The following is a 23205-nucleotide window of genomic DNA, read 5'->3' as shown; positions in this document are numbered from 1 at the left end:
CGCCTTGCCGGGGTAGCGGAGGCAATGACGCCATGATCGACCGTCTGGTCGGATTGATCTGCATCCTGCTCGGAATCGGGGCGATCTGGCACGCGCAGACGCTGCACGTGCCGTTCGCCGCCGATCCGGTCGGCCCGCGGCTGTTCCCGACGATCATCGGCGCCGTCCTGGCGCTCGGCGGCTGTGTTCTCGCCATCCGCCCCGGCCGGGTGGAGCTGGAGTTCGGCACCTGGCCGCGTGCCCTGGCGGTGCTCATCGCCAGCCTGATCTATCCGCTGTTGCTCCTGCCGCTCGGCTTCATCCTCGCCACCGCGCTGCTGTGCTTTGCGGGATCACTGGCCTTCCGCGCCCGGCCTCTGCCAGCGGCCGTGTCCGCAGTCGCGACGGCGATCACCTTCTTCGTGCTGCTCGACACATTGCTCGACCTGCCGCTGCCGCGCGGACCGCTGGGGATCTAGATGGACGCATTTTCCGCCCTTCTGACCGGTTTCCAGGTCGCGCTCACCCCGCTCAACCTCGCGGTTGCTTTCGCCGGCGTCGCGCTAGGAACCGCGATCGGCGCCTTGCCGGGCATCGGGCCGATCAATGCAGTGGCGCTGCTGCTGCCGCTCTGCTTTGCCCTGAAGCTGCCGCCGGAGACGGCGCTGATCCTCCTCGCCGGCCTGTATTACGGCAGCGGCTATGGCGGGCGCATTTCGTCGATCCTGCTCAACATCCCCGGCGATCCCGGGCTGGTGATGACGACGCTCGACGGCTATCCGCTCGCCAAATCCGGGCGCGGCGCGGCGGCGCTGGCGATCAGCGGCATCGGCAGCTTCGTCGGCGGCACCAGTGCCGTCATCCTGATGACTTTCCTCGCCGTACCGCTGGCGCGCCTGGCGATGTCGTTCGGCCCGGCCGACTACGTGGCGCTGATGGTGCTGTCCTTCGCCCTGCTCGGCACGATGAGCGAAGGCAAGGCGGTGAAGACCTGGATCGCCGTGGCACTCGGCCTGCTGCTCGCCATGATCGGCATCGACGGCGGCAGCGGCGTCGAGCGCTTCACCTTCGGCTCGCTGGAACTGCTCGGCGGTATCGACTTCACCAGCCTGACGATCGGGCTTTTCGCCGTCGCCGAGATCCTCGTCCTGGCAGAGGGGATGATCAGCGGCGTGGTTTCGCGCACGGGCGACGGAGCACGGCTGACGCTGAAGGAGATCGTCTTCTGCCTGCCGGCGATGCTGCGTGCGACCGGCCTTGGCTTCTTTCTCGGCGTGCTGCCGGGCACCGGCGCCTCGGTGGCCTCGGCCATGGCCTACACTGCCGAGAAGCGCATCTCCGACAAGGGCACGTTCGGCAAAGGCGACATGCGTGGCCTCGCCGCGCCGGAAACCGCCGACAACGCGGCGCAAACGGGCTCGATGGTGCCGATGCTGGCGCTCGGCATCCCCGGTTCCGGCACGACGGCGGTCATGCTCGGCGCCTTCCTGATGTACTCGATCACGCCCGGCCCGCTGCTGTTCACGCAGCGCCCGGAGGTGGCCTGGGGCCTGATCGCCTCGATGTATATCGGTAACCTGATGCTGCTGGTGCTCAACCTGCCGCTGGTCGGGCTGTTCGCCCGGCTGCTGCTGGTGCCGGCCTGGATCCTCTATCCCGGCATCCTCGCTTTGTCCTATGCCGGCGTCTATGCCGTCTCGAACTCCACCTTCGAGCTTCTGATCACGACCGCGATCGGCATCCTGGCCTACCTCATGCGCAAGGTCGGCATTCCGCTGATCCCCCTGATGCTCGCCTTCGTGCTCGCCCGGCTGCTGGAAGACAATTTCCGGCGCGCGCTCTCCCTGTCGGATGGCGGCTACGAGATCCTGTTCTCGACGCCGACGAGCATCGTGCTCTGGATTCTGGCCCTGCTCGCCATAGGTTGGCCACTCGTCAGGCAAGCGCAGCGGACCCGAGCTCCGGCTCCCAGCGAAGCCTGAGTTCGGCCGCTTCCGGCGGGAGACCCGAGATCGTCAGCCCTTCCGCGCCGTCAGCACGAACATCGGCACGTCGCCGGGATAGGGCGAGGCCGGGAACAGATGCTGCCAGCTCCGCGCCGTGCCGAAGCCGGCTTCGGCGAGCATCGCACGGGCATCGTCTTCCGTCAGCCCGTCATGCCGCGGCAGGCTGGCGGCGAGCCCGTCGGAATAGGTCGAACGATACTGGGCCGCGACCGACCAGAGCCCATCCGAGACGAGGATGAGACCGCCCGAGCGCAGGGTGAGATGAGCCTTGCGCAAAGCCGCCATCGGGTCAGGCAAGGTCCAGAGCACGTTGCGCAGCGTCACGATGTCGGCCGAGCCAGGCGCGAACGAGGCCTCCTCGATCAGAGCATGCTCGAAGGCGACATCGAGCCCGGATGTCTCGGCCGCCTGCCGGGCCGCGGCGAGCATGCCCTCCGAGCCGTCGCAGCCCCGCACGCGATGCCCGAGCGACGCGGCGATGAGCGCACAGGCGCCCGTACCAGTGCCGAGATCGACCACGTCCTTCGTCCCTTCCGCTTCGAAGGCGGTTGCGAGGACATCCCGCCAGAGCCCGGCCTGCGCGACATGGGACGCCACGCCGTCGAAGGCCGGCGCGCGCCGGGTCCAGTAGTCGGAAACCTGGGTCTGCGCCTCAGCCGCCTTCATGATTGCCTCCGCTCGGGTTCGATCAGGTATTCGATGTGCCGGCGGCCTGATGCTCCCGTGCCGATCGAGACCGCAACGCCGAAAATGCGCTGGATCGCCTCGGCGGTGAGGACCTCGTCCGGCGTCCCCGCCGCCTGCAGCCGCCCGTCGTGGAGCAATGCGATCTCGTCGCAGAACATCGCCGCGAGATTGAGGTCGTGCAGTGCCATGATGCAGGTGATGCCGAGGCGGCGAACCAGGCCGAGAATCGAGAGCTGGTGCTGGATGTCGAGATGGTTGGTCGGCTCGTCCAGGATGAGCTCGCTCGGCTCCTGCGCCAGCGCGCGGGCGATATGGACACGCTGGCGCTCTCCCCCCGAAAGCGTGTGCCAGAACTGGTCATGCCGCTCGGTAAGCCCGACCCGCGCCAGCGCCTCGTTCACGGCCGCCTCGTCGGCATCGTTCCAGGATGCCAGCGCGGCGCGGTGCGGGGTGCGGCCGAGACGGACGACATCGCAGACGGAGAGCTGGATCTCGGTCGTCGCCTGCTGCTCGACGAAGGCGAGGCGGCGGGCGAGCTCGCGCCGCGGCACGGCGGCAATGTCGCGCCCGTCGAGCATGACGACGCCGCTCGCGACATTGCGCAGACGGCAGAGCAGTCGCAGCAGGCTCGACTTGCCCGAGCCGTTCGGCCCGATCAGGCCGAGCACCTGGCCGGGCGCCGCCTGCAGCGTCACCCCGTCGACAATCATCTTGCCGGCAGCGCCCCAGCGCACCTCACGGGTCGCGAGCGTCATGTCGCTCGCCTCGTGCGGTAGAGGATGAGGGCGAAGACCGGCGCGCCGAACAGCGCCGTCACCACGCCGATCGGCAGGATCTGCTGCGGGATCAGCACTCGCGAGAGGATGTCGGCGAGGATCATGAAGATCGCACCGACGACGAGACAGGCCGGCAGCAGGCGGGCATGGCCGGAGCCGACGAGGAAACGGGCGGCATGCGGGATGATCAAGCCGACGAAGCCGACGGTGCCGACGATCGAGACCATCACCGCGGTCATCACCGCGGTGGTGGCGAAGAGCACGACCTTGACCCGCGTCACCGCGACGCCGAGCGAGGCGGCGGCATCGACACCGAAGGCGAAGGCGTCGAGCGCCTTGGCGTGCAGCATGCAGATGCCGAAACCGATGAAGGCGACCGGCGCAGCGATCCAGAGGTCCGGCCAGCGCACGCCGCCGAAATTGCCGAGTAGCCAGAACATCACGCCGCGCGCCTGCTCGGCGCTGGCCATCGTCGTGACGATGGTCGCGGTCGCGGCGTTGAACAGCTGCGAGGTCGCGACGCCGGCGAGGATGACGCGATCGCTCGCCCCGCCCGCCCCCGTCGCCAGCAGCGCCACGACGGCGAGCGCAGCACAGGAGCCGATGAAGGCTCCGGCCGAGACACTCAGAGCTGTGCCGCCGATGCCGACGCCTAGGATCAGCACCGCAACGGCGCCGGTCGAGGCGCCCGCCGAGATGCCAAGCACATAGGGTTCCGCCAGCGGGTTGCGCAGCAGCGCCTGCAGGATCGCGCCCGAGAGCGCCAGCGCTCCGCCGCACAAGCCCGCCATCAGCGCCCGGCTCAGGCGATAATCGAAGATCACGCCCTGCTGGATCGCGCTGACCGGGAAACCGAGATCGAACAGCCCATTGCCGAGCGCCCGCAGCGCCGTGGCCAACGGGATGCGCATCTCGCCGATCGTCACCGCCAGCGCCACCGAAAAGGTGAGCGCGACGAGCGAGGCCAGCGCAATAGCGACCCGCGCCGGCCAGTTCGGGCCGTGGGCAGCGTGGCTCAAGGGGTGAGGCCGAAGCCAGAGATCGCCTTGGCGAGCGTCTCGATGCCGTCGACCGTGTCGAGCCCAGCGCGGGTCGCTCCGACATCCAGGATCACGATGCGCTGGTTTTTCACCGCATCGAGCTTGCTGGCGACGGGATCGGTCTTGAGGAAGTCGAGCTTCTTCTCGATGTCGTCGGCCGGGAAGCGGCGGCGATCCATCTTCACGGTGACGATGACGGCAGGGTTGGCGGCAGCGATGCTCTCCCAGCCAACCAGCGGCCATTCCTCATTGGTGGCGATGATGTTGCGGGCGCCGAGCTTCGACAGGATGTAGGCGGGCACGCCGTTCTTGCCGGCCATGAAGCCGTCGCCCTTGATGTCACGGCTGGAGAACCAGACCACGACCGGCACGTCCCTGGCCTTGAGGCTGGCGACGGCCTGCACCGCCTTGTCCTCGCGCGCCTTGAGTTCTGCGACGAGGACCTCTGCGCGATCGGAGACATCGAAAATCTGCCCGAACTCGCGGATGTTGCGGTAGACCAGCTCCATCGTGAACATCTGGGTGCGCACGCCGTCGCCGGCGCCGGAATTGTCCTTGCCGACGCAATCGGTCGGCGAGACATAGGTCGGCACCTTGACCTTGGCGAACTGGTCGCGCTTGCCGACGATGCCGTTCGGCCCGACATGCCATTCGAACATCGCGGTGACGAGATCGGGCTCCTGGGCGAGCACCGCCTCGAAGCTCGGATCATTGTCGGCGAGGCGCTTCACCTTGGCGTTGGCGGCCTCATAAGGCTTGGCGACCGGCGAGAACCAGACGGCGGTGCCGACGACACGATCGCCGAGGCCGAGCGCGTAAAGGATTTCCGTCTGCGTCTGGCCGATCGCGACGACGCGCTTTGGCGCCGCCGTGAAGGTCACGCTCTCGCGGCAATTCTCCAGCGTCAGCGGATATTGCGTCGGTGCGGCTTGGGCAACCCCCGCGGCCAAAGTGCCGAGCAGCGCCGCGACGGACCATCGCAGCAAGCGAACAACATGACGCGCAGTCGGCACGGCAGAAGCCTCAAATGTAACGATGTTGCATTTTTGATAGAATGGACGGCGCGCAGCCGTCAAGCTCTGCGCAACGGCGCGGGCGGCAGTCTTCGTGACCATGGATTTCATCGCTCCCCGAGATGACGGGCGGGGAGCTGCGCAGGGGCGTGGATGGATGGAGGGCATGGCCGCCATCGACACACACCTCCGGAACACCCCGTCCGAAAGACGTCTTCGACGACCGGGGCAGGTCTCCTGGCTCGCGGGTCGGTGCCGGTTCCGCCCGGCCTTCCCGGCGCGATATCGGCGCCAGTGGACGATGGACGGAGAGCTCGCCGCTTACAGTTGCGGGGGCAGCCTCGGCTTTGGCCATAGATCGCCATGTGCCCTATCGGACGCAGAGTGGCGATCTATCTCTTTGTCGAAGCATCGGATTCACCCGAAAAGCGGATTCCACTTTTCGGTCCAATGCCCAGTGCCTCACCGAATTCCCTCTTAGCTCCGGATGCGATCCGGAGAACCTCGATCGCGGCCACCCTATAAGGCCGCGCCGTGCGGTCAAGCCCGCCGGAGGCTCAGGAGAGCCAGGCCGGCAAGCGCGCGGGAACGATCCCGGTCAAAGCGGCCTCGATACAGTCATCAAGCGTCCCGAGTCTGACGGCGCAACCCGAGAGCCCCGGCCCGTAATGGGCGTATTTTCCAGAGTTGGTCAGGACCACCTTCGCCCGCTCCGGAAAGACAGGGCGGGTGATCGAGCACCAGCAGAGATCGGGAATGATGTCGACACCGCTCGCCCGAAGCCTCGCCAGCGTGCCATCGGCCTGTGCTCCGGCGACGACCTCCCGCCCGGCGGTGATGATGACGGAGAGCGCCGCCGCGAGAGGGCGGCCATCGAGCCGCTCCGCGACGGCTCGGCATTCGTCGAGCGAGGCATGCGGACTGCCTATGGCGACGAGATCGACTTCTGGCGGTCCACCACTCAGCTTGCGCCAGCCCGCGGCCAGGTCCTCGCGCGTGATCACGACTTCCTCCTCGGGATTGCCGCCGAGGCTGTCCGCTTCCGGCGTGATCCCCTCGACATGCAGCATGGCCGCGGCGGAGGTGGTGCCGAAGGCGGCGCAGAGTGCCTTGAGATCGTCCCGCGTCGGCTGTGTCCTTGCGAGCCCCCTGATCAGCGGGATTCGGTCGGACGAAGCGAGACCGACGAGGTAGCCGATCAGGGGCCAGGCCGCACTGTCTGCCCCCTCCGGCAGCTCGACCCGGACAGCGCGGCGTGCCCGTCTGCCTTCGTCGAGAAAAGCGCCGGCAAGCGGCGCGCGGCCAGTGACCGCGATACAGAAGTCGAGAAAATCCGGATGCTTCGCAGTGCGGGCGCCGAGCACGGAATTGGCGAAGATCACCGCATTCGATTCCGACCAGCCGATCGCCTCGCCGAAACCGGGCGGGTCCGGCAAGGCATAGGGTGCGCAGGTGAAGCTCGCCTGGCAGCCCATGCGGACATAGGCATCAGCGAGGCGCGCCGCAGGCTCGCCAAACTCCGGCGCGACGCCCTGGTGGCGCCAGTTCGCATGATCGACCGAGATCGCGTTCATCGTCGTTGGGACGCGGACACGCGCACCGAGCTCCCCCATCTTCTCGGCGAAGACCAGATTGGCCGGGCCGGCATAGATGCAGCCATCGACATGCGCCCGCGTGACATCGACGAGCGCTCGCGCGCCCTGCTGGCTCGCCATGGCAACGAGGATGCGCATGGCCTGCTGAGCGGCGATCCCGTCATTGCCGTCGAGCATATGGCGATCGGCCGCGGAGAGCTGCAACACCTCCTGCGCCGCAGTCGTGAGAGCGACCCGAATGCGCCCGCCATCGGCCACCATGCCATCCAGCGTAATCGTCGCCTCCGTCGCAGAGGATAAGGCCGCGAAGGCCTCCTCCGAGAGGCGGATGATCGGGATGCGCCGCCCGAACATCTCGGAGGCGACGATCGCCCCGAGCGTCAGCGTGTCCTCGGGACCGGCGAAGACCAGGGCTGCGGGATTCTTGCCGGAGAGCGCGAGCTCCAGCAGCACACCCGAGCCAGAACAGGAGCCGCGACTTGTCGGCATCAGCACGATCGCGCCGACGAGCGAGGCACCATGCGAGAGGTGGTGAACGTCGATCACCCTCCCCGAGGACGGATCGACACCGCCCCAGAAGCTCAGGGGTTCGCCGAGGGTGATGACCGGCCCGGCGGCGTCTCCGGGGACGACTGCGATCCCGATATCCTGTCTCAAAGCTGAGCTCATCTCGCGGATCGACAAAAGGGGGCAGAACTGGAACGAGGCCGGTGCGCGATACCACCCTCTCGGTTGGTGATATCACCGAATGGAAGGTGCGTATTGAAGCCCGCCCTTCGTCCAGTATCCGTCATCAGATGATTTGAGGCCGTGTCCTCTTCCGCGGTAAATCTCGCAATCCGACCGAGCAGGCGATTCAACATGAATCGGACGACTGCGAACACCAGCCGGCCAAATCGTGGACAGCCGTTCATCGGCTGACCGGCGAGGTCAACGTCACGGCCGCCGACCAGACGTCGCCACAAGGGCCATCAATTTCCCGCTACCGCGACATTGACGGCAGCGGCGATCAGCACGGCGTTGAAGAAATAGGCGACGACCGAGTGAGCGAGCACGAACCGGCGGATGCGCTTTGCCGATATGGTCACGTCGGCCGTCTGGGCCGCCATGCCGATGACGAAGGAGAAGTAGACGAAATCCCAGGCGTCGGGTTCGGCATCGCCCGGAAATTCAAGGCCACGCTGGGGCTTTCCATCCGATCCCAGCTTCCAGAACAGGTGGGCATAGTGGAAGGCGGCCATGGTGTGGATCGTGGCCCAGCCGAGCGGAACCGCCAGCAGGGCGAGCGCAAGCCAGATCCAAGGCTGATCTTTGCCGGCGTCGAGAATCAGAAAAAGCGCCAGTAATGCCGATGCGATCGTGGCGAGTGTGGTCAGGAGGATGAGATAGGCCGGAGAATCGCTCTTGCGAGCGATCGTGCGCAGGGTTTTGCCATGGAGATAGTCGAGGTTCGCCACGGCCAAAGTGAAATAGGTGATGAAGAAGCAGTTCGAGGCGATGACGAGCGCGAGCCGCCAATCGAGCCAGAACATCGAGCACAAGCCCGCCAGATAGGCAGCGACGACCAGCAGAAACTGTATGCGGCGATCCTCGGCCATGGTCGCTTCCGGCTGACGGGCGAACTCCTCGAAGAGTACGCAAGAAATGCCGCCACAGGCTACAGCTTGAACACCTCCCGCGCCGTTTCATGGGCGCGGATGTAATCCCAGTCATAGGTCACGCCGAGGCCGGGGCCGCTCGGGACCGGGAAGCAGCCATCCTTGTCGACGCCGTCGAGCTGGTCGCTGTAGCCGCAGGCATAGACCGGCGGTACCGCGTTCGGGCAGTCGGGGCCGACCAATGCCAATTCGTAGAAATTGGTGTTGCGGGTCGCCGCCATGCAGTGACGATGGGCCGGGCCGCAGGCATGGATCTCGACATCGACGCCGAAGGCCTCGGCGAGATGGGCGATCTTCATCGCACCGGTGATGCCGAGATCGTATTCGGGATCGGAGCGCAGCGCGTCGGTGCCGCCATTGATCAGGAAATCGGCCTTGGGCTCGAATCCGCGCAGATATTCGGTCTGCAGGATCGGCGTCTTCAGCATCTCGCGCAGCTTCTTGTGGGCGAAGGCCGAGACGCCGCAATCGCGCATCGGGTCCTCGTACCAGAAGTAATTGCCCTCGTCGCAGGCGCGCCCGACATAGAGTGCATCGGCGAAGGTCCGAAGCTCGTTGGCGGGGTCGAGCATCAGGGTCATCCGGTCGCCGACGGCCTTGGCGACATGCAGCACGTTGGCGGCCTCCTCGCGCGCATCGCCATCGTGCCAGCCATGGACCTTGAAGGCGCGATAGCCGAGATCATAGCAGTGCTCGGCGAAGTCGACGAAGGCCTCCTTGCTGTCGAGCCCGCCATTGCGGTCGCCATGATAGGTCGAGGCATAGGTCTTGAGCTTCGTGCGGTAGCCGCCGAGCAGTTGCGAGACCGAGGCGCCGAAGCGCTTGCCGGCGAGGTCCCAGAGCGCGATGTCGATCGGCCCGATGCCCATGCCGTCATGCTGGCGCAGCTCGCGCTTCATGTCGTTCCAGATCTCCTCACGGTGATCGGGATCACGGCCGAGGATGTTGGGCGCGAGCGAAAGCGTCTGCGCCATGGTGGCGCGGGTGCCGCCCCAGTGCATGACGTATTGCCCCTCGGCGCCGTCCTCGCTGCGGATGATCACGGCGAACTTGGTCAGTCGCAGCTCGGAATTGGGCTTGTAGCCGATATTGTAGACGGCGCGGGCGTTCTCGGCGGACGGCCCGAGATTCCTGGCCTCGAACGAGAATTCGACGATCTCGACTTCGCTGATCCTGGTCATGGGAAATTCCCTTAGAAACCGGCGACGCGCGGCAGCCACAGGCTGAGCGCGGGCACATAGGTGATGATGGCGAGGGCGACGATCAGCGCGATCAGGAAAGGCCAGAGCTCGCGGAAGAGCGGCCCGAGCTTCTCACGGGTGATCGCCATGGCGACGAAGCAGAGCACCCCGACCGGCGGCGTGACCTGGCCGATGACGAGATTGACCAGCAGAACGATGCCGAAATGCACGAGGTCGATCTGCAATGCCGTCAGCAGCGGCAAGAGGATCGGCACCAGGATGATCATGATCGCGATCGTCTCCATGAACATGCCGGCGATCAGCAGGGCGATGTTCAGGATCAGCAGCACGACCATCGGGTCGGTCGAGATCGACTTCATGAAATCGGTGACGAGCTGGGGCGCCTGATCGACGGCGAGGATCCAGCTGAAGGGCGAGGCCGCCGCGACGATGGCGAGGATGACCGCCGTCTCGCGCGCCGTGCCGATCAGGATCGTCGGCAGGTCGGCGAGGCGGATCGTGCGATAGACCAGCATGCCGACGACCAGCGAATAGGCGGCTGCGACGCCGGCGATCTCGGTCGCGGTGAAGAGCCCGGCGCGGAAACCGACGATGATCAGCACCGGCATCAGCAGCGCCAGCGAAGCGTATCTGAATTCCGTCCAGAGATTGGCCAGCGAGAAGGCTCCGGCCGGCCGGAAATCGCGCTTCAGCGCCATGATGGCGATGGTCGCCATGATGCAGCCGGCCATGACGAGGCCCGGGATGATGCCGGCGACGAACAGGCTGCCGAGCGAAATATTCGCCTGCCAGGCATAGACCACCATCAGGATCGAGGGCGGGATGATCGGCCCGAGCGTCCCAGCGACCGCCGAGAGCGCGGCGCCGAAGGCGCGCGGATAGCCCATCTTCTCGAGTTGCGGCACGAACACCCGCGCCGCCGCGGCCGTGTCGGCGACCGACGAGCCGGAGATCCCCGAGAGGAAGACCTCGCCGACGACGAGGGTATGGGCAGGGCCGCCGCGGATATGGCCAACCAGCGCCTTGGTGAAGCTGAACAGCCGTTCGGAGATGCCGGACGCGTTCATCAGCGATCCCGCGAGCGTGAAGAGCGGGATCGCCAGCAGCGGGAAGGACTGCACGCCGGCGACGATGCGCTGCGCCGCCACGGTGAGCGGGATGCCCTCCATGAAGATCACCAGCAGGGCCGAGCCGGCCATGGCGATCCAGATCGGCGTGCCCACGACGATGAGCAGTGCGAAGGCGCAAAGGAGCAAGGTCACCATGGCCGCTACTCGCGCGTCGTGATGTCGGACCAGAGCGCGCCGGCGGGGCCCTCATCCAGCAGGTTGCGCAGGAGGTGCAGCAGCGAGAGCAGGCTGCCGACGAAGAGCGGCGCGATCATCCAGCCGGCCGAGATCCCGAGCATCGGCGTCAGGTTCGGCATTTCACGCTGGAGATAGCGCCAGGAGAAGAAGGTCAGCGTGCCCAGCACCACCGCCGTCGCCAGGAAGGCGAGCAGGCCGAAGGCGCGGGCGAGCCAGCGCGGCGCGAACATCACGATGACGTCGATGATGATGTGGGTGCGGGCGTGGAAGGCGCTGGCGATGCCGAGGAAGACCATCCAGGCGAAGAGCAGCAGGATGAGTTCCTCCGACCAGGTCAGCGGGTCGCTCAGCACATAGCGGAAGACGACGGCCACGCAGACCAGCGTCGCGATGGCGGCGTGGAGGACAGCCAGGGCAGCGTCCTCCACGCAGCTCGACCAGTCGTCGAGCCGCCGTATCAGGTTGAGGCCAGTCATCGTGCCGGACTAGCGCTGGCGCTGCTTGTCGATCGAGGCGAGCACGCGGTCGAGATGGGCCTTGCCCCAACGGCCTTCCATCGCGGTGGCGACGACCTTGGACTTGGCGGCGAAGGCGTCCCGATCGACATCCTCGATGATCTTGGAGCGGCCGGACTTGCGGATGTCCTCCAGCATCGAGGCTTCGCGCTTCTGCTGGAGATAGGTGTTCATCGCCGAGGCGCGGGCAGCTTCCGCGAACAGCACCTCGCGATGCTCGGGCTTGAGCTTGGCGAGGCTGTCCTTGTTGATGACGATCATGTTGTTCTGGAGCATGTGCTTGGTCATCGCGACGAAGCCCTGCACCTCGTAGAACTTGCGCGAGAAGATCGTCGGGATCGGATTCTCCTGTCCGTCGACCGTCTTCTGCTGCAGCGCGGTGTAGACCTCGCCGAAGGGCACCGGCGTCGGCGCCGCGCCATAGGCCTTGATCATCTCGACCCAGACCGGGCTCTCCGGCACGCGGATCTTCAGGCCCTGCAGGTCCTCGGGCTTCTTCACGGCGCGGTCGAGCGTCGTCATGTTGCGCCAGCCCCAGTACCAGATGCGGCTGACCGGCACGATGTTGTGCTTGTCGCGCAGCTCGTCGAAAATCGGATCGAAGGCGTCGGAGCGAATGACGGCTTCAGCCTCGGTCCAGTCCTTCCAGAGGAAGGGCGCGCTCGGGATTTCCAGCGCCGGCACCAGCGAGGAGGCAGCGGCCATCGAAGGCGCGGAGAGGTCGAGCGCGCCTTCCTTGACCTGCTTGAAGAGATCGACCTCCTTGCCAAGCTGCTCAGCCGGGAAGACGCGGATGGTGACGGCGCCGCCCGTGCCCTTGTTCACCCGCTCGGCGAATTCCTGGAAGAGCTCGCCGGCGATCTCGGCGGTGGTGTTGGCGTGGCCGAAGCGCAGGGTCTGCGCCTGTGCCGCGCCGGCGATGAAGCTGCCGGCGATCAAGGCCGCTACGGCGATGCGTTTCAAGATCATGCTTGTCCTCCCTGATGTTGAACCGGGCCGTTTTCGGCCTCGGGGCAGTTGCAGCTATTTGATCAGCCGCTCGTAAGAGCCTTCGAGATGCAGGCGCATCGCTTGCGCCGCGGCGTCGGGATCACCCGCTTCGAGCGCATCGACGATGCGGAAATGTTCCTGATGGGTCAGGCCGACATCCTGCTCGCGCGTCAGGTAGAGGCGCGAGATGTGCAGGTGGAAGCGCAGGTCGTCATAGCTCTTGAGCGCGACCTGGTTGCCAGCGGCCTGCAAGATGATGCGGTGGAAGCGGTCGTCGCCCTCGGTGAAGCCGCGATGGCTGCGGTATTCGCGTGAGGGCGCGCCCGCCATCATGACCGCGACCTCGTCACGCAGCGCCTGGATGACATCCGGGCCGGGCCGGCGCCTGGCCGCCTCGGCCGCCGCCCAGGGCTCGATCACGCCGCGGAAGGTGTAGATGTCCTCGTAATAGCGCTGGTCCGGCAGGGGCGCGGTGGCGAAACCGATGAAGGGCTCGGCCTTGACCAGCCCCTCGGCGACAAGCCGCGCCAGCGCCTCGCGGATCGGCGTCGAGGAGACCTGAAGCTCGCGCGCCAGCCCGTCGACATTGAGCTTCTCGCCAGGCGCATAGGCCTGATCGAGGATGCGCTCCTTGATCGCCTCGTAGACCTGGTCGCCGAGCACGACCCGCTCGATCTTGCGCGCTCCACTCAAACTTTCATATCCTATATCTTGGATCGTGCATGATCCTGAGACGGGCTATCCGCAGAGTCAACCCGCGGGGCTGACGAAACCGGCGGCACGCGATCGACCGCCGACTCAAGCTGAGTGCGAATCGAATCATGCGATTCTGCTGACCATCCCCTGTCGGAATCGACGGCTCGGCATCGCTCGCTAGCGGAACAAACCGCAGCATTCTCAGGCCCTACCGTCTCCGCGAGGGTGAAAGCCGCAGCCAAGGACACCCCTTCGCGATCATACGGCCAGAAGCGCTTCAACCACCGGCCCGGCCACATCCCCAGCTTCGTGGCACCAGCGCAACCAACGCCTCAATACCTTGAAAATAAATGAGTTTCATCCACAAACGTGGCATGCGCTGACGACTTCTCCCCATATGGAGCCCAGGCGATTTACTGCTCGTTAACCATTCGATTCCTACATCTGAGGAACCGAAAATTTACCAAGATGACCGCCGTGTTAACCCAACCCCGGCCGATCCGCCTCAAGGGGCGTTCCTACCTTGCGCTGACGCTGACACCGGAGCTGCCTTTCGAGGATTGGCTGGTGCGGCTCGACGATCTCGCCGGCCGCTCCGCCGGTTTCTTCCTGCGGCGGCCGGTGGTGCTGGACGTCGAAGGGCTGGAGATCGACCGCGCCCAGCTGCGCGATCTCGTCGGCAAGCTCGGCACCCGCAATGTCCGGATCATGGGCATCGAGGGCGCCCGCCCCTCCATGCTCGGGGCCGACCTGCCACCGGCCATGTCGGGCGGTAAGGCGACCGGCGACATCGAGGAGCCTGCGGCGACACCGGTCAACGAGCCCCCTGCCCCCGCTGCGATCGAGAACGTGACCGACATGCCCGCCGCGCCGCTGCCCACCACGGGTGCGCCGGCCTCGCTTGTCGTGACCCAACCGGTGCGTTCCGGACAATCCATCTTTACCGAGGGCGACATCACCATCCTCGGCTCGGTCGCCTCCGGCGCCGAGGTCATCGCCGGCGGCTCGATCCACATCTACGGCACGCTACGCGGCCGGGCGATGGCGGGCACGCTCGGCAACGCCGCCGCGCGCATCTTCTGCCGCAAGCTCGAAGCCGAGATGGTCGCCATCGACGGCTTCTACAAGACGGCCGAGGACCTCGAGCCCGGCCTGCGCGGCAAGCCCGCCCAATTCTGGCTGGAAGGCGAGACCTTCACGGCCGGGTCAATGGCTTAAATCGACAGACGGCGCGTCCCCAGGAACTAGGAGAGGTCAATGGGCAAGGTCATCGTGGTCACATCGGGCAAGGGCGGCGTCGGCAAGACGACGTCCTCCGCCGCCCTCGGCGCAGCGCTGGCGCAGAACGGCGACAAGGTCGTGGTCGTCGACTTCGATGTCGGCCTGCGCAATCTCGACCTCGTCATGGGCGCAGAGCGGCGCGTGGTCTACGACCTCGTCAACGTCATCCAGGGCGAGGCCAAGCTGACGCAGGCGCTGATCCGCGACAAACGGCTGGAATCGCTCTATCTGCTGCCGGCCTCGCAGACGCGCGACAAGGACAACCTCACCGCCGAGGGCGTCGAGAAGGTCATCGGTGCGCTCAGGACCCATTTCGACTGGGTGATCTGCGACAGTCCGGCCGGCATCGAGCGCGGCGCCACCCTCGCCATGCGCCATGCCGACATCGCGATCGTCGTGACCAACCCGGAAGTCTCTTCGGTGCGCGATTCCGACCGCATCATCGGCCTGCTCGATTCGAAGACGGCGAAGGCCGAGGCCGGCGAGCGCATCGAGAAGCACCTGCTCCTCACCCGCTACGACCCCGCCCGGGCCGAGCGCGGCGACATGCTCAAGGTCGACGACGTCCTCGAGATCCTGTCGATCCCGCTGCTCGGCATCATCCCCGAGAGCATGGACGTGCTGCGCGCCTCCAATATCGGCTCGCCGGTCACCCTGGCGGATGAGCGCAGCGCCCCGGCCCTCGCCTATTTCGACGCGGTCCGTCGGCTCAAGGGCGAGAGCCTGCCCGTCACCATCCCCGGCGAGAAGCGCGGCTTCTTCGGCAAGATCTTCGGAAGGAAAGCGGCATGAACCTGCGTCGTCTCTTCTTCCGCACCCAGTCGGCTCCGGCCGCACGCGAGCGCCTGCAGGTCCTGCTCGCCCATGAGCGCCTGTCCTCCGACGGCTCCGACCTCGTCACCAAATTGCGCGACGAGATCCTGCAGGTGATCGCCCGGCATGTGCAGGTCGACAGCGACAAGGTCAACGTCCGGATGGAACGCGGCGCCCAGGTCTCGACATTGGCCGTCGACATCGAGATCCCGTTCGACGCGGGCAAGAAGGCGGCCTGAGGGCCGCCTTTTCCTTTTTAAGGCCGGCCTTACATCACTGCCGGGCCGCGGCCGTCATACTCGGCGTCGGTAACCTTCTCCAGCCAATCGACGACCTTGCCGTCCTTGGCTTCCTGGACGGCGATATGCGTCATCGCCGTCTGCGGCCCGGCGCCGTGCCAGTGCTTCTCGTCCGGCGGGAACCAGACCACGTCGCCCGGCCTGATCTCCTCGACCGGCCCGCCCCAGCGCTGTACCCGGCCGAAGCCGGCGGTGACGACCAGCGTCTGGCCGAGTGGATGGGTGTGCCAGGCGGTACGCGCACCGGGCTCGAAGGTGACGCTGGCGCCCTGCACGCGCTCTGGCGCATGTGGGTTGAACAGCGGATCGATGCGGACGGTGCCGCTGAACCAGTCGCCCGGCCCTTTTGCCGATGGCCGGGTTCCGGCGCGGATGATGTCCATGGCTGTCTCCTCGGGCCTGCGGTCGTCCTGAAAACGAGACCGATAATCTAGTCACGCCAATGCCTGGATAGAATGGGCAGCTGGCATCAATGGAAATCGCGCGATTTCGGCAGGATCCGGACATTGCGAGGATGGCGCGCCCGCGGGATCTGCGGATGCTGGAACTCGTCGGCGCGGGTCAGCACGATCTCGGCCTGGTGCGTGTCGGAGAGGCTGAGCAGTTCGATCGAGCGGTCGACGACGCGCTTTGCCATCAGGTGGACGACACCCTCCGGGCTCTTCTGCACCCGGCCCTCGACCAGGAGCAGCCGCGCCGCCATGACCTCTCGGCGGAAGCGCTCGAAATCGCGGGCCCAGAGCACGACATTGGTGATGCCGGTCTCGTCCTCCAGCGTGATGAAGATGGCATTGCCCTTGCCGGGACGCTGGCGCACCAGCACGACCCCGGCAACGCTGGCCCAGCTGCCGTCACGCGTCGCTGAAATCTGTTCGCAGCTGACGACGCGCTCGCCGGCGAAACGGGGTCGCAGCAGGCCCATCGGATGGCCCTTCAGCGAGAGCCGCGCCGTCTGGTAGTCGGCGACGACATGCTCGGCGAGCGGCATCGCCGGCAGCGCCATCGCCCGTTCCGCGCCGAGCTCGCGCGCCTGCGCCGCCTCGAACAGCGGCAGCGCCTCGTCATCCGGCAGGCGGCGCACCGCCCAGAGCGCCTCGCGCCGGTCGAGCCCGAGCGAGCGGAAGGCGTCGGCATCGGCGAGCAGACGCATGGCGCGGGCCGGCAGGCGGGCACGGCGGGCGAGTTCCTCGACATCGCGATAGGGCTCGGCCCGGGCCTCGACGAGACGCTCCGCCCAGTCCTCCTTGAAGCCGTCGAGCTGGCGCAGGCCGAGGCGCAGGGCCCAGGGGCTTTTCCAGCCCGGCCCTCCCGACTCCAGCAGATTGTCCCAGGCGCTGGAATTGACGTCGATCGGGCGCGGCTCGACGCCGCCATTCTCCTGCGCCTCCCGGACGATCTGGGCCGGGGCGTAGAAGCCCATGGGCTGCGAGTTCAGCAGCGCCGCAGCGAAGATCGCCGGATGATGGCATTTCAGCCAGGAGGAGACATAGACCAGCTTGGCGAAGGAAGCGGCATGGCTCTCGGGGAAGCCATAGCTGCCGAAGCCCTTGATCTGCTCGAAGCAGCGCTGGGCGAAATCGCGCTCATAGCCGCGCTCGACCATGCGCTCGACCATCATCGCCTCGTATTGGCCGATAGTGCCGACATTGCGGAAGGTCGCCATGGCGCGGCGCAGGCCATTGGCCTCGGGATCGGTGAATTCAGCCGCCGTCATGGCGAGCTGCATGGCCTGCTCCTGGAAGAGCGGCACGCCGAGGGTGCGTTTCAGGACATGATAGAGTTCGTCCTTGTCTCCATGCTCCGGTGCCGGCGAGGGATAGCTGACCTCCTCGATCCCGGAACGCCGCTTCAGATAGGGATGCACCATATTGCCCTGGATCGGCCCGGGCCGGACGATCGCGACCTGGATGACGAGGTCGTAGAACTCCTTCGGCTTCAGGCGCGGCAGCATGTTGATCTGTGCCCGGCTTTCGACCTGGAAGACGCCGAGAGACTCGCCTCGCTGGAGCATGGCGTAGGTATCGGGATCCCCATGCGGGACATCGGCGAGTCCTAAGTCGATGCCTTCCTTATCACGCAGCAGGTCGAACGCCTTGCGGATGCAGGTCAGCATGCCCAGAGCGAGCACATCGACCTTCATCAGCCGCAACGCGTCGATGTCGTCACGGTCCCATTCGATGAAGGTGCGGTCCGCCATCGCGGCATTGCCGATCGGCACGGTCTCGTCGAGGCGCCCGCGCATCAACACGAAGCCGCCGACATGCTGCGAAAGATGACGCGGGAAGCCGAGCAGGCGCACGGCGAACCGCACGGCCTGCGCGATCACCGGATTGTCGGGATCGAGCCCGGCCTGGCGAATCTGGTTGCGGGTAATATCCGAGCCCCAGCTACCCCATTGCGTCGAGGCGAGGCGAGCGGTGACATCCTCGGTCAGCCCCAGCGCCTTGCCGGCCTCGCGAATGGCGCTGCGCGGCCGGTAATGGATCACGGTCGCGGCGATGCCGGCGCGATGGCGACCATATTTCCAATAGATCCACTGGATCACCTCCTCGCGCCGCTCATGCTCGAAATCGACATCGATATCGGGCGGTTCGCGCCGCTCTTCCGAGATGAAGCGGGCGAAGAGCAGGGTGTGCTCGTCCGGATCGACCGCGGTAATGCCGAGCGCATAGCAGACGGCTGAGTTGGCGGCCGAACCGCGTCCCTGGCAGAGGATGCCGCGGCCTTCGGCGAATTCGACGATCTGGCGAATGGTCAGGAAATAGCGGGCGTATTCGAGCTTGCCGATCAGGACGAGTTCGTCATCGACCTGTTTCTGAACCTTCTGCGGGATGCCGTCAGGATAACGCATCGGCAGGCGCCGGCGCACCAGTTCCTCCAACCAGCCTTGCGGCGTCCAGCCGGGCGGGACCGGCTCGTCCGGATACTCGTATTTCAGTTCCTTGAGATCGAATGCGATGCGGCCGAAGAGATGCTGCGTCTCTTCGATCGCCTCCGGCGCCTCCTTGAAGAGGCGGGCCATCTCCTGAGGCGGCTTGAGATGGCGCTCGGCATTGGCTTCGAGCAGGCGGCCGGCCTTGTCGATCGTCGTGCCCTCGCGGATGCAGGTCAGCAGGTCCTGCAGGTCGCGCTGCTCCGGAGCGTCATAGAGCACGTCATTGGTGGCGATCAGCGGGGTGCGGGTCGGCGCCGCAATGCTTTTCAGCCGGGCGAGGCGGCGGCGATCGTCGCCGCGGCGCGACATGATCGCGGCGAGCCAGACCGCACCGGGCGCGGCGGCATCGAGCCGGGTGAGGGTCTCGGAGAGGCCGTCGAGCCGGCGCTCCGGCATGACGATCAGCAGGAGGTCGCGGGCATCGTTCAGCAGGTCGTCGAGGGTGAGGATGCACTCGCCCTTGGCGCCGCGCAGATTGCCTGTCGTCAACAGGCGGCAGAGCCGGCCCCAGCCGGCGCGGTTGGCAGGATAGGCGACGATGTCGGGTGTGCCGTCGGCGAAGACGAGGCGGCTGCCGGTAGCGAGTTTGAAGCGCTTCGCCATCACCTGGAGCTGGGGCAAGGTGAAGGGTAGGTCGGCGAAGGCAGGGTTCTCGACCCAGATATATTCGCCGGGGCTGCCGCCCTCGCGGATCTTCTCGGGAGCCAGCACGCCATCCTCGCGCAGGTCGCGCAGCGCGCTCCAGGCCCTCACCACGCCGGCGACGGTGTTGCGGTCGGCGATGCCGAGGCCGGCCTGGCCGAGCAGCAGCGCGGTCATCACCAGGTTCGGCCCGGGCGAGGCACCGCGCAGGAAGGAGAAGTTCGTCGCGGCGACGGGTTCGGCATAGGAGGTCATGCGAACAGCCCGTGCAGATACCAGCGCGGCGCGGTCGTCTCGCGGCCATAGAGGCCAGCGCGGAAGAGCCAGAAGCGACGGCCTTGCGCATCCTCGACGCGGTAATAGTCGCGCGCGTATTCGCCCGGTCCATCGCGCCACCAGTCCGGCGCGATCCGCTCCGGCCCCTCGGCGCGGGCGATCTCGTGCAGCACGCGCCGCCAGCGGAAGCGCAGAGGCGGACCGTCCGGCACCTCGGCCAGGGTCTCGACCGGCTGTGGCGGCTCGAAGAGCTGGAGCGGACGAGCTGGCGGCTCGTCCGGCTGGGTAACGGGCCAGGGTAGCGCCTCATCCGACTTGGCAGCTGCCGGGACAAGCGCTGCCTCGCGCTCAGGCTGATGACTGTCCTGCGCAACAAAGCGCAAGACGCGCTCGCGGCCGAAGCGAGCGACCAGCCGGTCGACCAGATCAGCTACGGCTTCCTCCTCGACGGCGCGCCCGTCGAGGCTCGCCTGCGGCGTGCCGAGCGGCTCGCAGACCGGCACGGCAAGCCTGATCGCATCATAGCCGAAGCCGGGGTCGAGCGGATCGGCCAGGCTGTCGATGCGCTCGCGATAGAGCCGCAGGATCGCGGCGGCATCGCGCGAGGGCCGGCCGGTCTCCAGCTGAAGCCTTCGCACCGCGCCATCGCTGCGGAAAAAGCTGACCTCGAAAGCGCGCCCGCCATCGCCGCGGGCCTCGAGCAGGCGCCCGGCCTCGCCGAGCAGGCGGGCGACGATCGCCTCCAGCCCGTCGGTATCCTGTAGCGGATCGGGGAAATGCCGCTCGACCACGCAATCAGGCGGCGGCCGCAAGGGCGTGATCCGGGCATCCTCTTGGCCAAGGATGCGGCGCAGCTTCGTGACCAGCGCCTCGCCGAAGCGGGCGGCAAGCGTGTGCGAGGGCCGCCCGGCGAGATCGCCCAGCGTCTTCAGCCCGGCGCGCGACAGGGCGATAACCGTTTCGGACGAAGCCTCCAACGCTGCGACCTGCAGCGGCAGCGTCCGCTCTTCATCCTCGCCCGGTAACGAGATGGCGCAGCGGCCGAAGCGAGAAAGGGCGCGGGCCGCATGCGGCGTACCGGCTATGCTGGCGAAGACGGTGAGCCCGAGCCAATCCATGCTGCGGCCGACGCGCTGGCGCAGCGCCGCCTCACCACCGAAGAGATGGGCGCAACCGGTGATGTCGAGCACCAGCCCATGCGGCGGATCGAGCGCGACGAGCGGGGTGAAGCGGTCACAGAGCGCGGCGAGCCATTCGATCAGGCGCTGGTCGGCGGCCGGATCGGCCTCGACCACCGTCAATTCCGGTATGCGGGCGCGAGCATCGGCCAGGGTCAGGCCGCGGGTCAGGCCGAGCGCGACGGCGCGCTTGTCGCAGTCGGCGAGGCGCAGCGCGCCGCGATCCTGCTCGACCAGGACGAGCGGGCGCTCATCCGGCCCGGCGGAGCCCCGCCGGCACAGGCGCTCGCTCGCCAAATACGGAAACCAGAGGGCGAGATAGCGGCGCTGCATCCTTTCTGCCTCCCTTCCCCCCGATCCGGTCCCGGAAACATCGTTCGTCACGGTTCCACTCCACACGCCACTCACGCTCACCAAGGCCGCCGCGATGGCGCAGCAGCCGTAATCCGAAGGCGGGATCGCCCGGCGCCTCCGCCTCCCGCGCCCGCGACGGCAAAGCGCGCACCTGCCAACGCGTGCTGGCGGCGCTGGGCTCCGGCTGCGCGGCTACCCGCAACAATAAGGTCAGGACGCCGGAGGTCTCCGCCGCCAGGGCCAGGCGGCGGCTAGCAGTCAGGTCGAACTGGCGCGGCGCGCCCCAGGGCTCGATCAGCGTCGCCCCGAGCGCGGCGCAGCGCGCCGCTTCCGCCCCGGCCCGCAGCGCGCCCTCGCCGTCCCTGACCCTGACCAAGAGGATCTGCGCGGGATCGAGCCCGAGCTCGGCCAGGCCCGGCGGATGCAGGCGCCCGGCCTCGGCATCGAGGAAATCCTGCCGGACCCAGAGCACCGGCCGCGAGCCGGCGGCACGCAGGGCCAAGGCCGCGGCGAAGCCCGTCGCGGCCGGGAGATCGGCTCCGGCCGAGGCGTAGACCTCATGCAGGGCGGAGCGCGCGATGCCGCCGCCCAGCGGCTCGTCGAGCGAGGGCGTCCCCAAAGCGACGCGCTCCACCGGCGAAAGCTCGCGCGACAGCCCCGCCAGAGCGAGGCTCTGCCGCAAGGCAGCCAGAGAACGGGTGGAAGCGTCTGCCATCGGAGTATATGTTCACTTTTTGTTCCAGATATAAAGCGACTCCAAAACACTCCGGAGTCAAGCCCACACACGCTCCCGCTTGCCTGCGGGCGCCTCACTGCTGTCATATCAGGGCAAACCGGATCGCTTATCAGCCCCGCGCCGCCCAGCTTGCGGCCTCGCCTGGAGACCGCCATGAGTTCGGGACTGTTCGCCCTCCTCGACGACGTCGCAGCCCTGGCCAAGGTCGCTGCGGCCGCACTAGACGACGCCGCGGCGCAGGCGACCAAGGCCGGCGCCAAGGCGGCCGGCATCGTCATCGACGACGCGGCGGTGACGCCGCGCTATGCCGTCGGCTTCGCGGCGGAACGCGAGCTGCCGATCATCGGCAAGATCGCGCTCGGCTCGCTGAAGAACAAGCTGCTTTTCCTGCTGCCGGCGGCGCTGGTGCTCAGCCTGGTCGCGCCCTGGGCGATCACGCCGCTGCTGATGGCGGGCGGCGCCTATCTCTGCTTCGAGGGCTTCGAGAAGGTCTACGAGCTCGTCGTGCCGCATGCGCATCACGACGAGGCCGCCGGCGAGGGCGGCACCAACATCCTCGACTCCAAGGAGCTTGAGAACCAGAAGATCGCCGGTGCGATCAAGACCGACTTCATCCTCTCGGCCGAGATCATGGCGATCACGCTCTCCGGCGTCACCACCTCCTCCTTCTGGATGCAAGCGCTGGTACTGGCCGTGGTCGGCCTCGGCATGACCGTGCTGGTCTATGGCGTCGTCGCCCTGATCGTGAAGGCTGACGATGCCGGCGTCGCCCTGTCGCGCAGCGGCATCCTGCCGGTCCGGCTCCTCGGCCGCGGGCTCGTCTCCGGCATGCCGCCCTTCCTCAAGCTGCTGAGCGCGGTCGGCACCGCGGCGATGCTCTGGGTCGGCGGCGGCATCATCATCCACGGCCTCGCCGGCTATGGGCTCGCCGGGATCGAGCATGCCATTCACGATGTCGCCGTCATGGTCGGAAAGGTCTGGCCGCCGCTCACGGGCGTGCTGGAATGGCTGACGACAGCGGCTGCCTCCGCGGTGTTCGGGCTCATCGTCGGCGGGCTTTGCCTCATCGGCATGCATTTCATCGTCGAGCCGATCCTGAAGGCGCGGCGCGGCGGCGGAGTGAAGCCGACAGCCCTGCCGGAAAAGCAGACCCACTAGGCAGCAACGGACCCGCACGACGGCCCGAAATCTGCTAGCGCTGGCAACCGGTCCGGCTCGCGGACCGCG

At 67.1% G+C, this 23205-nt stretch carries 21 protein-coding genes and 1 riboswitch; of the genes, 6 read left to right on the top strand and 15 right to left on the bottom strand.

What is annotated here, in order from left to right; translation table 11 throughout:
• Window positions 1–32: 32 nt before the first annotated feature.
• The gene (locus tag ACQKLX_RS15345; RefSeq protein ID WP_427362431.1) at window positions 33–458 is read left to right on the top strand and encodes a tripartite tricarboxylate transporter TctB family protein; all 426 of its coding nucleotides are present in this window, start codon (window positions 33–35) and stop codon (window positions 456–458) included.
• Window positions 459–1961, top strand: a complete 1503-nt coding sequence (locus tag ACQKLX_RS15340; RefSeq protein WP_427362430.1) for a tripartite tricarboxylate transporter permease — start codon at window positions 459–461, stop codon at window positions 1959–1961. It begins immediately after the preceding gene.
• 33 nt (window positions 1962–1994) lie between these two features.
• On the opposite strand, the gene ACQKLX_RS15335 is transcribed toward ACQKLX_RS15340, so the two are convergent.
• From ACQKLX_RS15335 to ACQKLX_RS15285, 11 genes are all read right to left on the bottom strand, one after another.
• Complete coding sequence (locus ACQKLX_RS15335; protein ID WP_427362429.1) at window positions 1995–2651, bottom strand: class I SAM-dependent methyltransferase; 657 nt, start codon at window positions 2649–2651, stop codon at window positions 1995–1997.
• Window positions 2648–3427, bottom strand: a complete 780-nt coding sequence (locus ACQKLX_RS15330; protein WP_427362428.1) for an ABC transporter ATP-binding protein — start codon at window positions 3425–3427, stop codon at window positions 2648–2650. Before ACQKLX_RS15330 ends, ACQKLX_RS15335 begins: the two co-directional genes overlap by 4 nt.
• Entirely contained in the window at window positions 3424–4467 is a 1044-nt protein-coding gene (locus tag ACQKLX_RS15325; RefSeq protein ID WP_427362427.1) for a FecCD family ABC transporter permease, read from the bottom strand. The genes ACQKLX_RS15330 and ACQKLX_RS15325 overlap by 4 nt, the downstream gene beginning before the upstream one ends.
• Window positions 4464–5471, bottom strand: a complete 1008-nt coding sequence (locus ACQKLX_RS15320; protein ID WP_427362550.1) for an ABC transporter substrate-binding protein — start codon at window positions 5469–5471, stop codon at window positions 4464–4466. The genes ACQKLX_RS15325 and ACQKLX_RS15320 overlap by 4 nt, the downstream gene beginning before the upstream one ends.
• Window positions 5472–5711: 240 nt before the next feature.
• A riboswitch (cobalamin riboswitch) is annotated at window positions 5712–6023 on the bottom strand.
• A 35-nt stretch (window positions 6024–6058) separates the two neighbouring features.
• Window positions 6059–7765, bottom strand: a complete 1707-nt coding sequence (gene lhpI, locus ACQKLX_RS15315) for a cis-3-hydroxy-L-proline dehydratase (protein ID WP_427362426.1) — start codon at window positions 7763–7765, stop codon at window positions 6059–6061.
• 302 nt (window positions 7766–8067) lie between these two features.
• The gene (locus ACQKLX_RS15310; protein ID WP_427362425.1) at window positions 8068–8694 is read right to left on the bottom strand and encodes a DUF1345 domain-containing protein; all 627 of its coding nucleotides are present in this window, start codon (window positions 8692–8694) and stop codon (window positions 8068–8070) included.
• A 59-nt stretch (window positions 8695–8753) separates the two neighbouring features.
• Complete coding sequence (locus ACQKLX_RS15305; protein WP_427362424.1) at window positions 8754–9935, bottom strand: enolase C-terminal domain-like protein; 1182 nt, start codon at window positions 9933–9935, stop codon at window positions 8754–8756.
• Window positions 9936–9946: 11 nt separating this feature from the next.
• A complete protein-coding gene (locus ACQKLX_RS15300) occupies window positions 9947–11221 on the bottom strand; it encodes a TRAP transporter large permease (protein WP_427362423.1) in 1275 nt (424 codons plus the stop codon).
• A gap of 5 nt (window positions 11222–11226) precedes the next feature.
• Complete coding sequence (locus ACQKLX_RS15295; protein WP_427362422.1) at window positions 11227–11739, bottom strand: TRAP transporter small permease; 513 nt, start codon at window positions 11737–11739, stop codon at window positions 11227–11229.
• Window positions 11740–11748: 9 nt separating this feature from the next.
• Complete coding sequence (locus tag ACQKLX_RS15290) at window positions 11749–12747, bottom strand: TRAP transporter substrate-binding protein (RefSeq protein ID WP_427362421.1); 999 nt, start codon at window positions 12745–12747, stop codon at window positions 11749–11751.
• A 54-nt stretch (window positions 12748–12801) separates the two neighbouring features.
• Window positions 12802–13461: a GntR family transcriptional regulator gene (locus ACQKLX_RS15285; protein WP_427362420.1), complete on the bottom strand. Its 660-nt coding sequence runs from the start codon at window positions 13459–13461 to the stop codon at window positions 12802–12804.
• A gap of 471 nt (window positions 13462–13932) precedes the next feature.
• Between ACQKLX_RS15285 and minC the strand changes: the two genes are divergently transcribed.
• Genes minC through minE form a run of 3 tightly spaced genes read left to right on the top strand, consistent with a single transcriptional unit; the run spans window position 13933 to window position 15797 of the window.
• Window positions 13933–14682, top strand: a complete 750-nt coding sequence (gene minC, locus ACQKLX_RS15280) for a septum site-determining protein MinC (protein WP_427362419.1) — start codon at window positions 13933–13935, stop codon at window positions 14680–14682.
• Between the two features lie 39 nt (window positions 14683–14721).
• Entirely contained in the window at window positions 14722–15537 is an 816-nt protein-coding gene (gene minD, locus ACQKLX_RS15275; RefSeq protein ID WP_427362418.1) for a septum site-determining protein MinD, read from the top strand.
• Window positions 15534–15797, top strand: a complete 264-nt coding sequence (gene minE, locus ACQKLX_RS15270) for a cell division topological specificity factor MinE (RefSeq protein ID WP_427362417.1) — start codon at window positions 15534–15536, stop codon at window positions 15795–15797. Before minD ends, minE begins: the two co-directional genes overlap by 4 nt.
• A 29-nt stretch (window positions 15798–15826) precedes the next feature.
• Here minE and ACQKLX_RS15265 read toward each other — a convergent pair whose 3' ends face one another.
• From ACQKLX_RS15265 to ACQKLX_RS15250, 4 genes are all read right to left on the bottom strand, one after another.
• A complete protein-coding gene (locus tag ACQKLX_RS15265) occupies window positions 15827–16240 on the bottom strand; it encodes a (R)-mandelonitrile lyase (protein WP_427362416.1) in 414 nt (137 codons plus the stop codon).
• 86 nt (window positions 16241–16326) lie between these two features.
• The gene (locus tag ACQKLX_RS15260) at window positions 16327–19689 is read right to left on the bottom strand and encodes an error-prone DNA polymerase (RefSeq protein WP_427362415.1); all 3363 of its coding nucleotides are present in this window, start codon (window positions 19687–19689) and stop codon (window positions 16327–16329) included.
• Window positions 19686–21221: a Y-family DNA polymerase gene (locus tag ACQKLX_RS15255; protein ID WP_427362414.1), complete on the bottom strand. Its 1536-nt coding sequence runs from the start codon at window positions 21219–21221 to the stop codon at window positions 19686–19688. The genes ACQKLX_RS15260 and ACQKLX_RS15255 overlap by 4 nt, the downstream gene beginning before the upstream one ends.
• Window positions 21139–21957: an ImuA family protein gene (locus ACQKLX_RS15250; protein WP_427362413.1), complete on the bottom strand. Its 819-nt coding sequence runs from the start codon at window positions 21955–21957 to the stop codon at window positions 21139–21141. The genes ACQKLX_RS15255 and ACQKLX_RS15250 overlap by 83 nt, the downstream gene beginning before the upstream one ends.
• Window positions 21958–22131: 174 nt before the next feature.
• Here ACQKLX_RS15250 and ACQKLX_RS15245 point away from each other — a divergent pair, with 174 nt between their 5' ends.
• Window positions 22132–23136 carry a DUF808 domain-containing protein gene (locus ACQKLX_RS15245; RefSeq protein ID WP_427362412.1) on the top strand — a complete coding sequence of 335 codons (1005 nt, stop codon included), beginning with the start codon at window positions 22132–22134 and terminating at the stop codon, window positions 23134–23136.
• Window positions 23137–23205: the final 69 nt, after the last annotated feature.

Source organism: Allobosea sp. NPDC003192 (assembly GCF_050275675.1).
GTDB lineage: Bacteria > Pseudomonadota > Alphaproteobacteria > Rhizobiales > Beijerinckiaceae > Allobosea.
The sequence above is the reverse complement of the archived record's forward strand: the minus strand, read 5'-3'. Positions and strand labels throughout refer to the sequence as shown.

What these genes read in the sequence shown, in the direction of transcription:
- ACQKLX_RS15345 (WP_427362431.1), top strand. Translation starts at nt 33, where the DNA reads ATGATCGACCGTCTGGTCGGATTGATCTGCATCCTGCTCGGAATCGGG.
- ACQKLX_RS15340 (WP_427362430.1), top strand. Translation starts at nt 459, where the DNA reads ATGGACGCATTTTCCGCCCTTCTGACCGGTTTCCAGGTCGCGCTCACC.
- ACQKLX_RS15335 (WP_427362429.1), bottom strand. Translation starts at nt 2,651, where the DNA reads ATGAAGGCGGCTGAGGCGCAGACCCAGGTTTCCGACTACTGGACCCGG.
- ACQKLX_RS15330 (WP_427362428.1), bottom strand. Translation starts at nt 3,427, where the DNA reads ATGACGCTCGCGACCCGTGAGGTGCGCTGGGGCGCTGCCGGCAAGATG.
- lhpI (WP_427362426.1), bottom strand. Translation starts at nt 7,765, where the DNA reads ATGAGCTCAGCTTTGAGACAGGATATCGGGATCGCAGTCGTCCCCGGA.
- ACQKLX_RS15310 (WP_427362425.1), bottom strand. Translation starts at nt 8,694, where the DNA reads ATGGCCGAGGATCGCCGCATACAGTTTCTGCTGGTCGTCGCTGCCTAT.
- ACQKLX_RS15305 (WP_427362424.1), bottom strand. Translation starts at nt 9,935, where the DNA reads ATGACCAGGATCAGCGAAGTCGAGATCGTCGAATTCTCGTTCGAGGCC.
- ACQKLX_RS15300 (WP_427362423.1), bottom strand. Translation starts at nt 11,221, where the DNA reads ATGGTGACCTTGCTCCTTTGCGCCTTCGCACTGCTCATCGTCGTGGGC.
- ACQKLX_RS15295 (WP_427362422.1), bottom strand. Translation starts at nt 11,739, where the DNA reads ATGACTGGCCTCAACCTGATACGGCGGCTCGACGACTGGTCGAGCTGC.
- ACQKLX_RS15290 (WP_427362421.1), bottom strand. Translation starts at nt 12,747, where the DNA reads ATGATCTTGAAACGCATCGCCGTAGCGGCCTTGATCGCCGGCAGCTTC.
- minC (WP_427362419.1), top strand. Translation starts at nt 13,933, where the DNA reads ATGACCGCCGTGTTAACCCAACCCCGGCCGATCCGCCTCAAGGGGCGT.
- minD (WP_427362418.1), top strand. Translation starts at nt 14,722, where the DNA reads ATGGGCAAGGTCATCGTGGTCACATCGGGCAAGGGCGGCGTCGGCAAG.
- minE (WP_427362417.1), top strand. Translation starts at nt 15,534, where the DNA reads ATGAACCTGCGTCGTCTCTTCTTCCGCACCCAGTCGGCTCCGGCCGCA.
- ACQKLX_RS15265 (WP_427362416.1), bottom strand. Translation starts at nt 16,240, where the DNA reads ATGGACATCATCCGCGCCGGAACCCGGCCATCGGCAAAAGGGCCGGGC.
- ACQKLX_RS15260 (WP_427362415.1), bottom strand. Translation starts at nt 19,689, where the DNA reads ATGACCTCCTATGCCGAACCCGTCGCCGCGACGAACTTCTCCTTCCTG.
- ACQKLX_RS15255 (WP_427362414.1), bottom strand. Translation starts at nt 21,221, where the DNA reads ATGCAGCGCCGCTATCTCGCCCTCTGGTTTCCGTATTTGGCGAGCGAG.
- ACQKLX_RS15250 (WP_427362413.1), bottom strand. Translation starts at nt 21,957, where the DNA reads ATGGCAGACGCTTCCACCCGTTCTCTGGCTGCCTTGCGGCAGAGCCTC.
- ACQKLX_RS15245 (WP_427362412.1), top strand. Translation starts at nt 22,132, where the DNA reads ATGAGTTCGGGACTGTTCGCCCTCCTCGACGACGTCGCAGCCCTGGCC.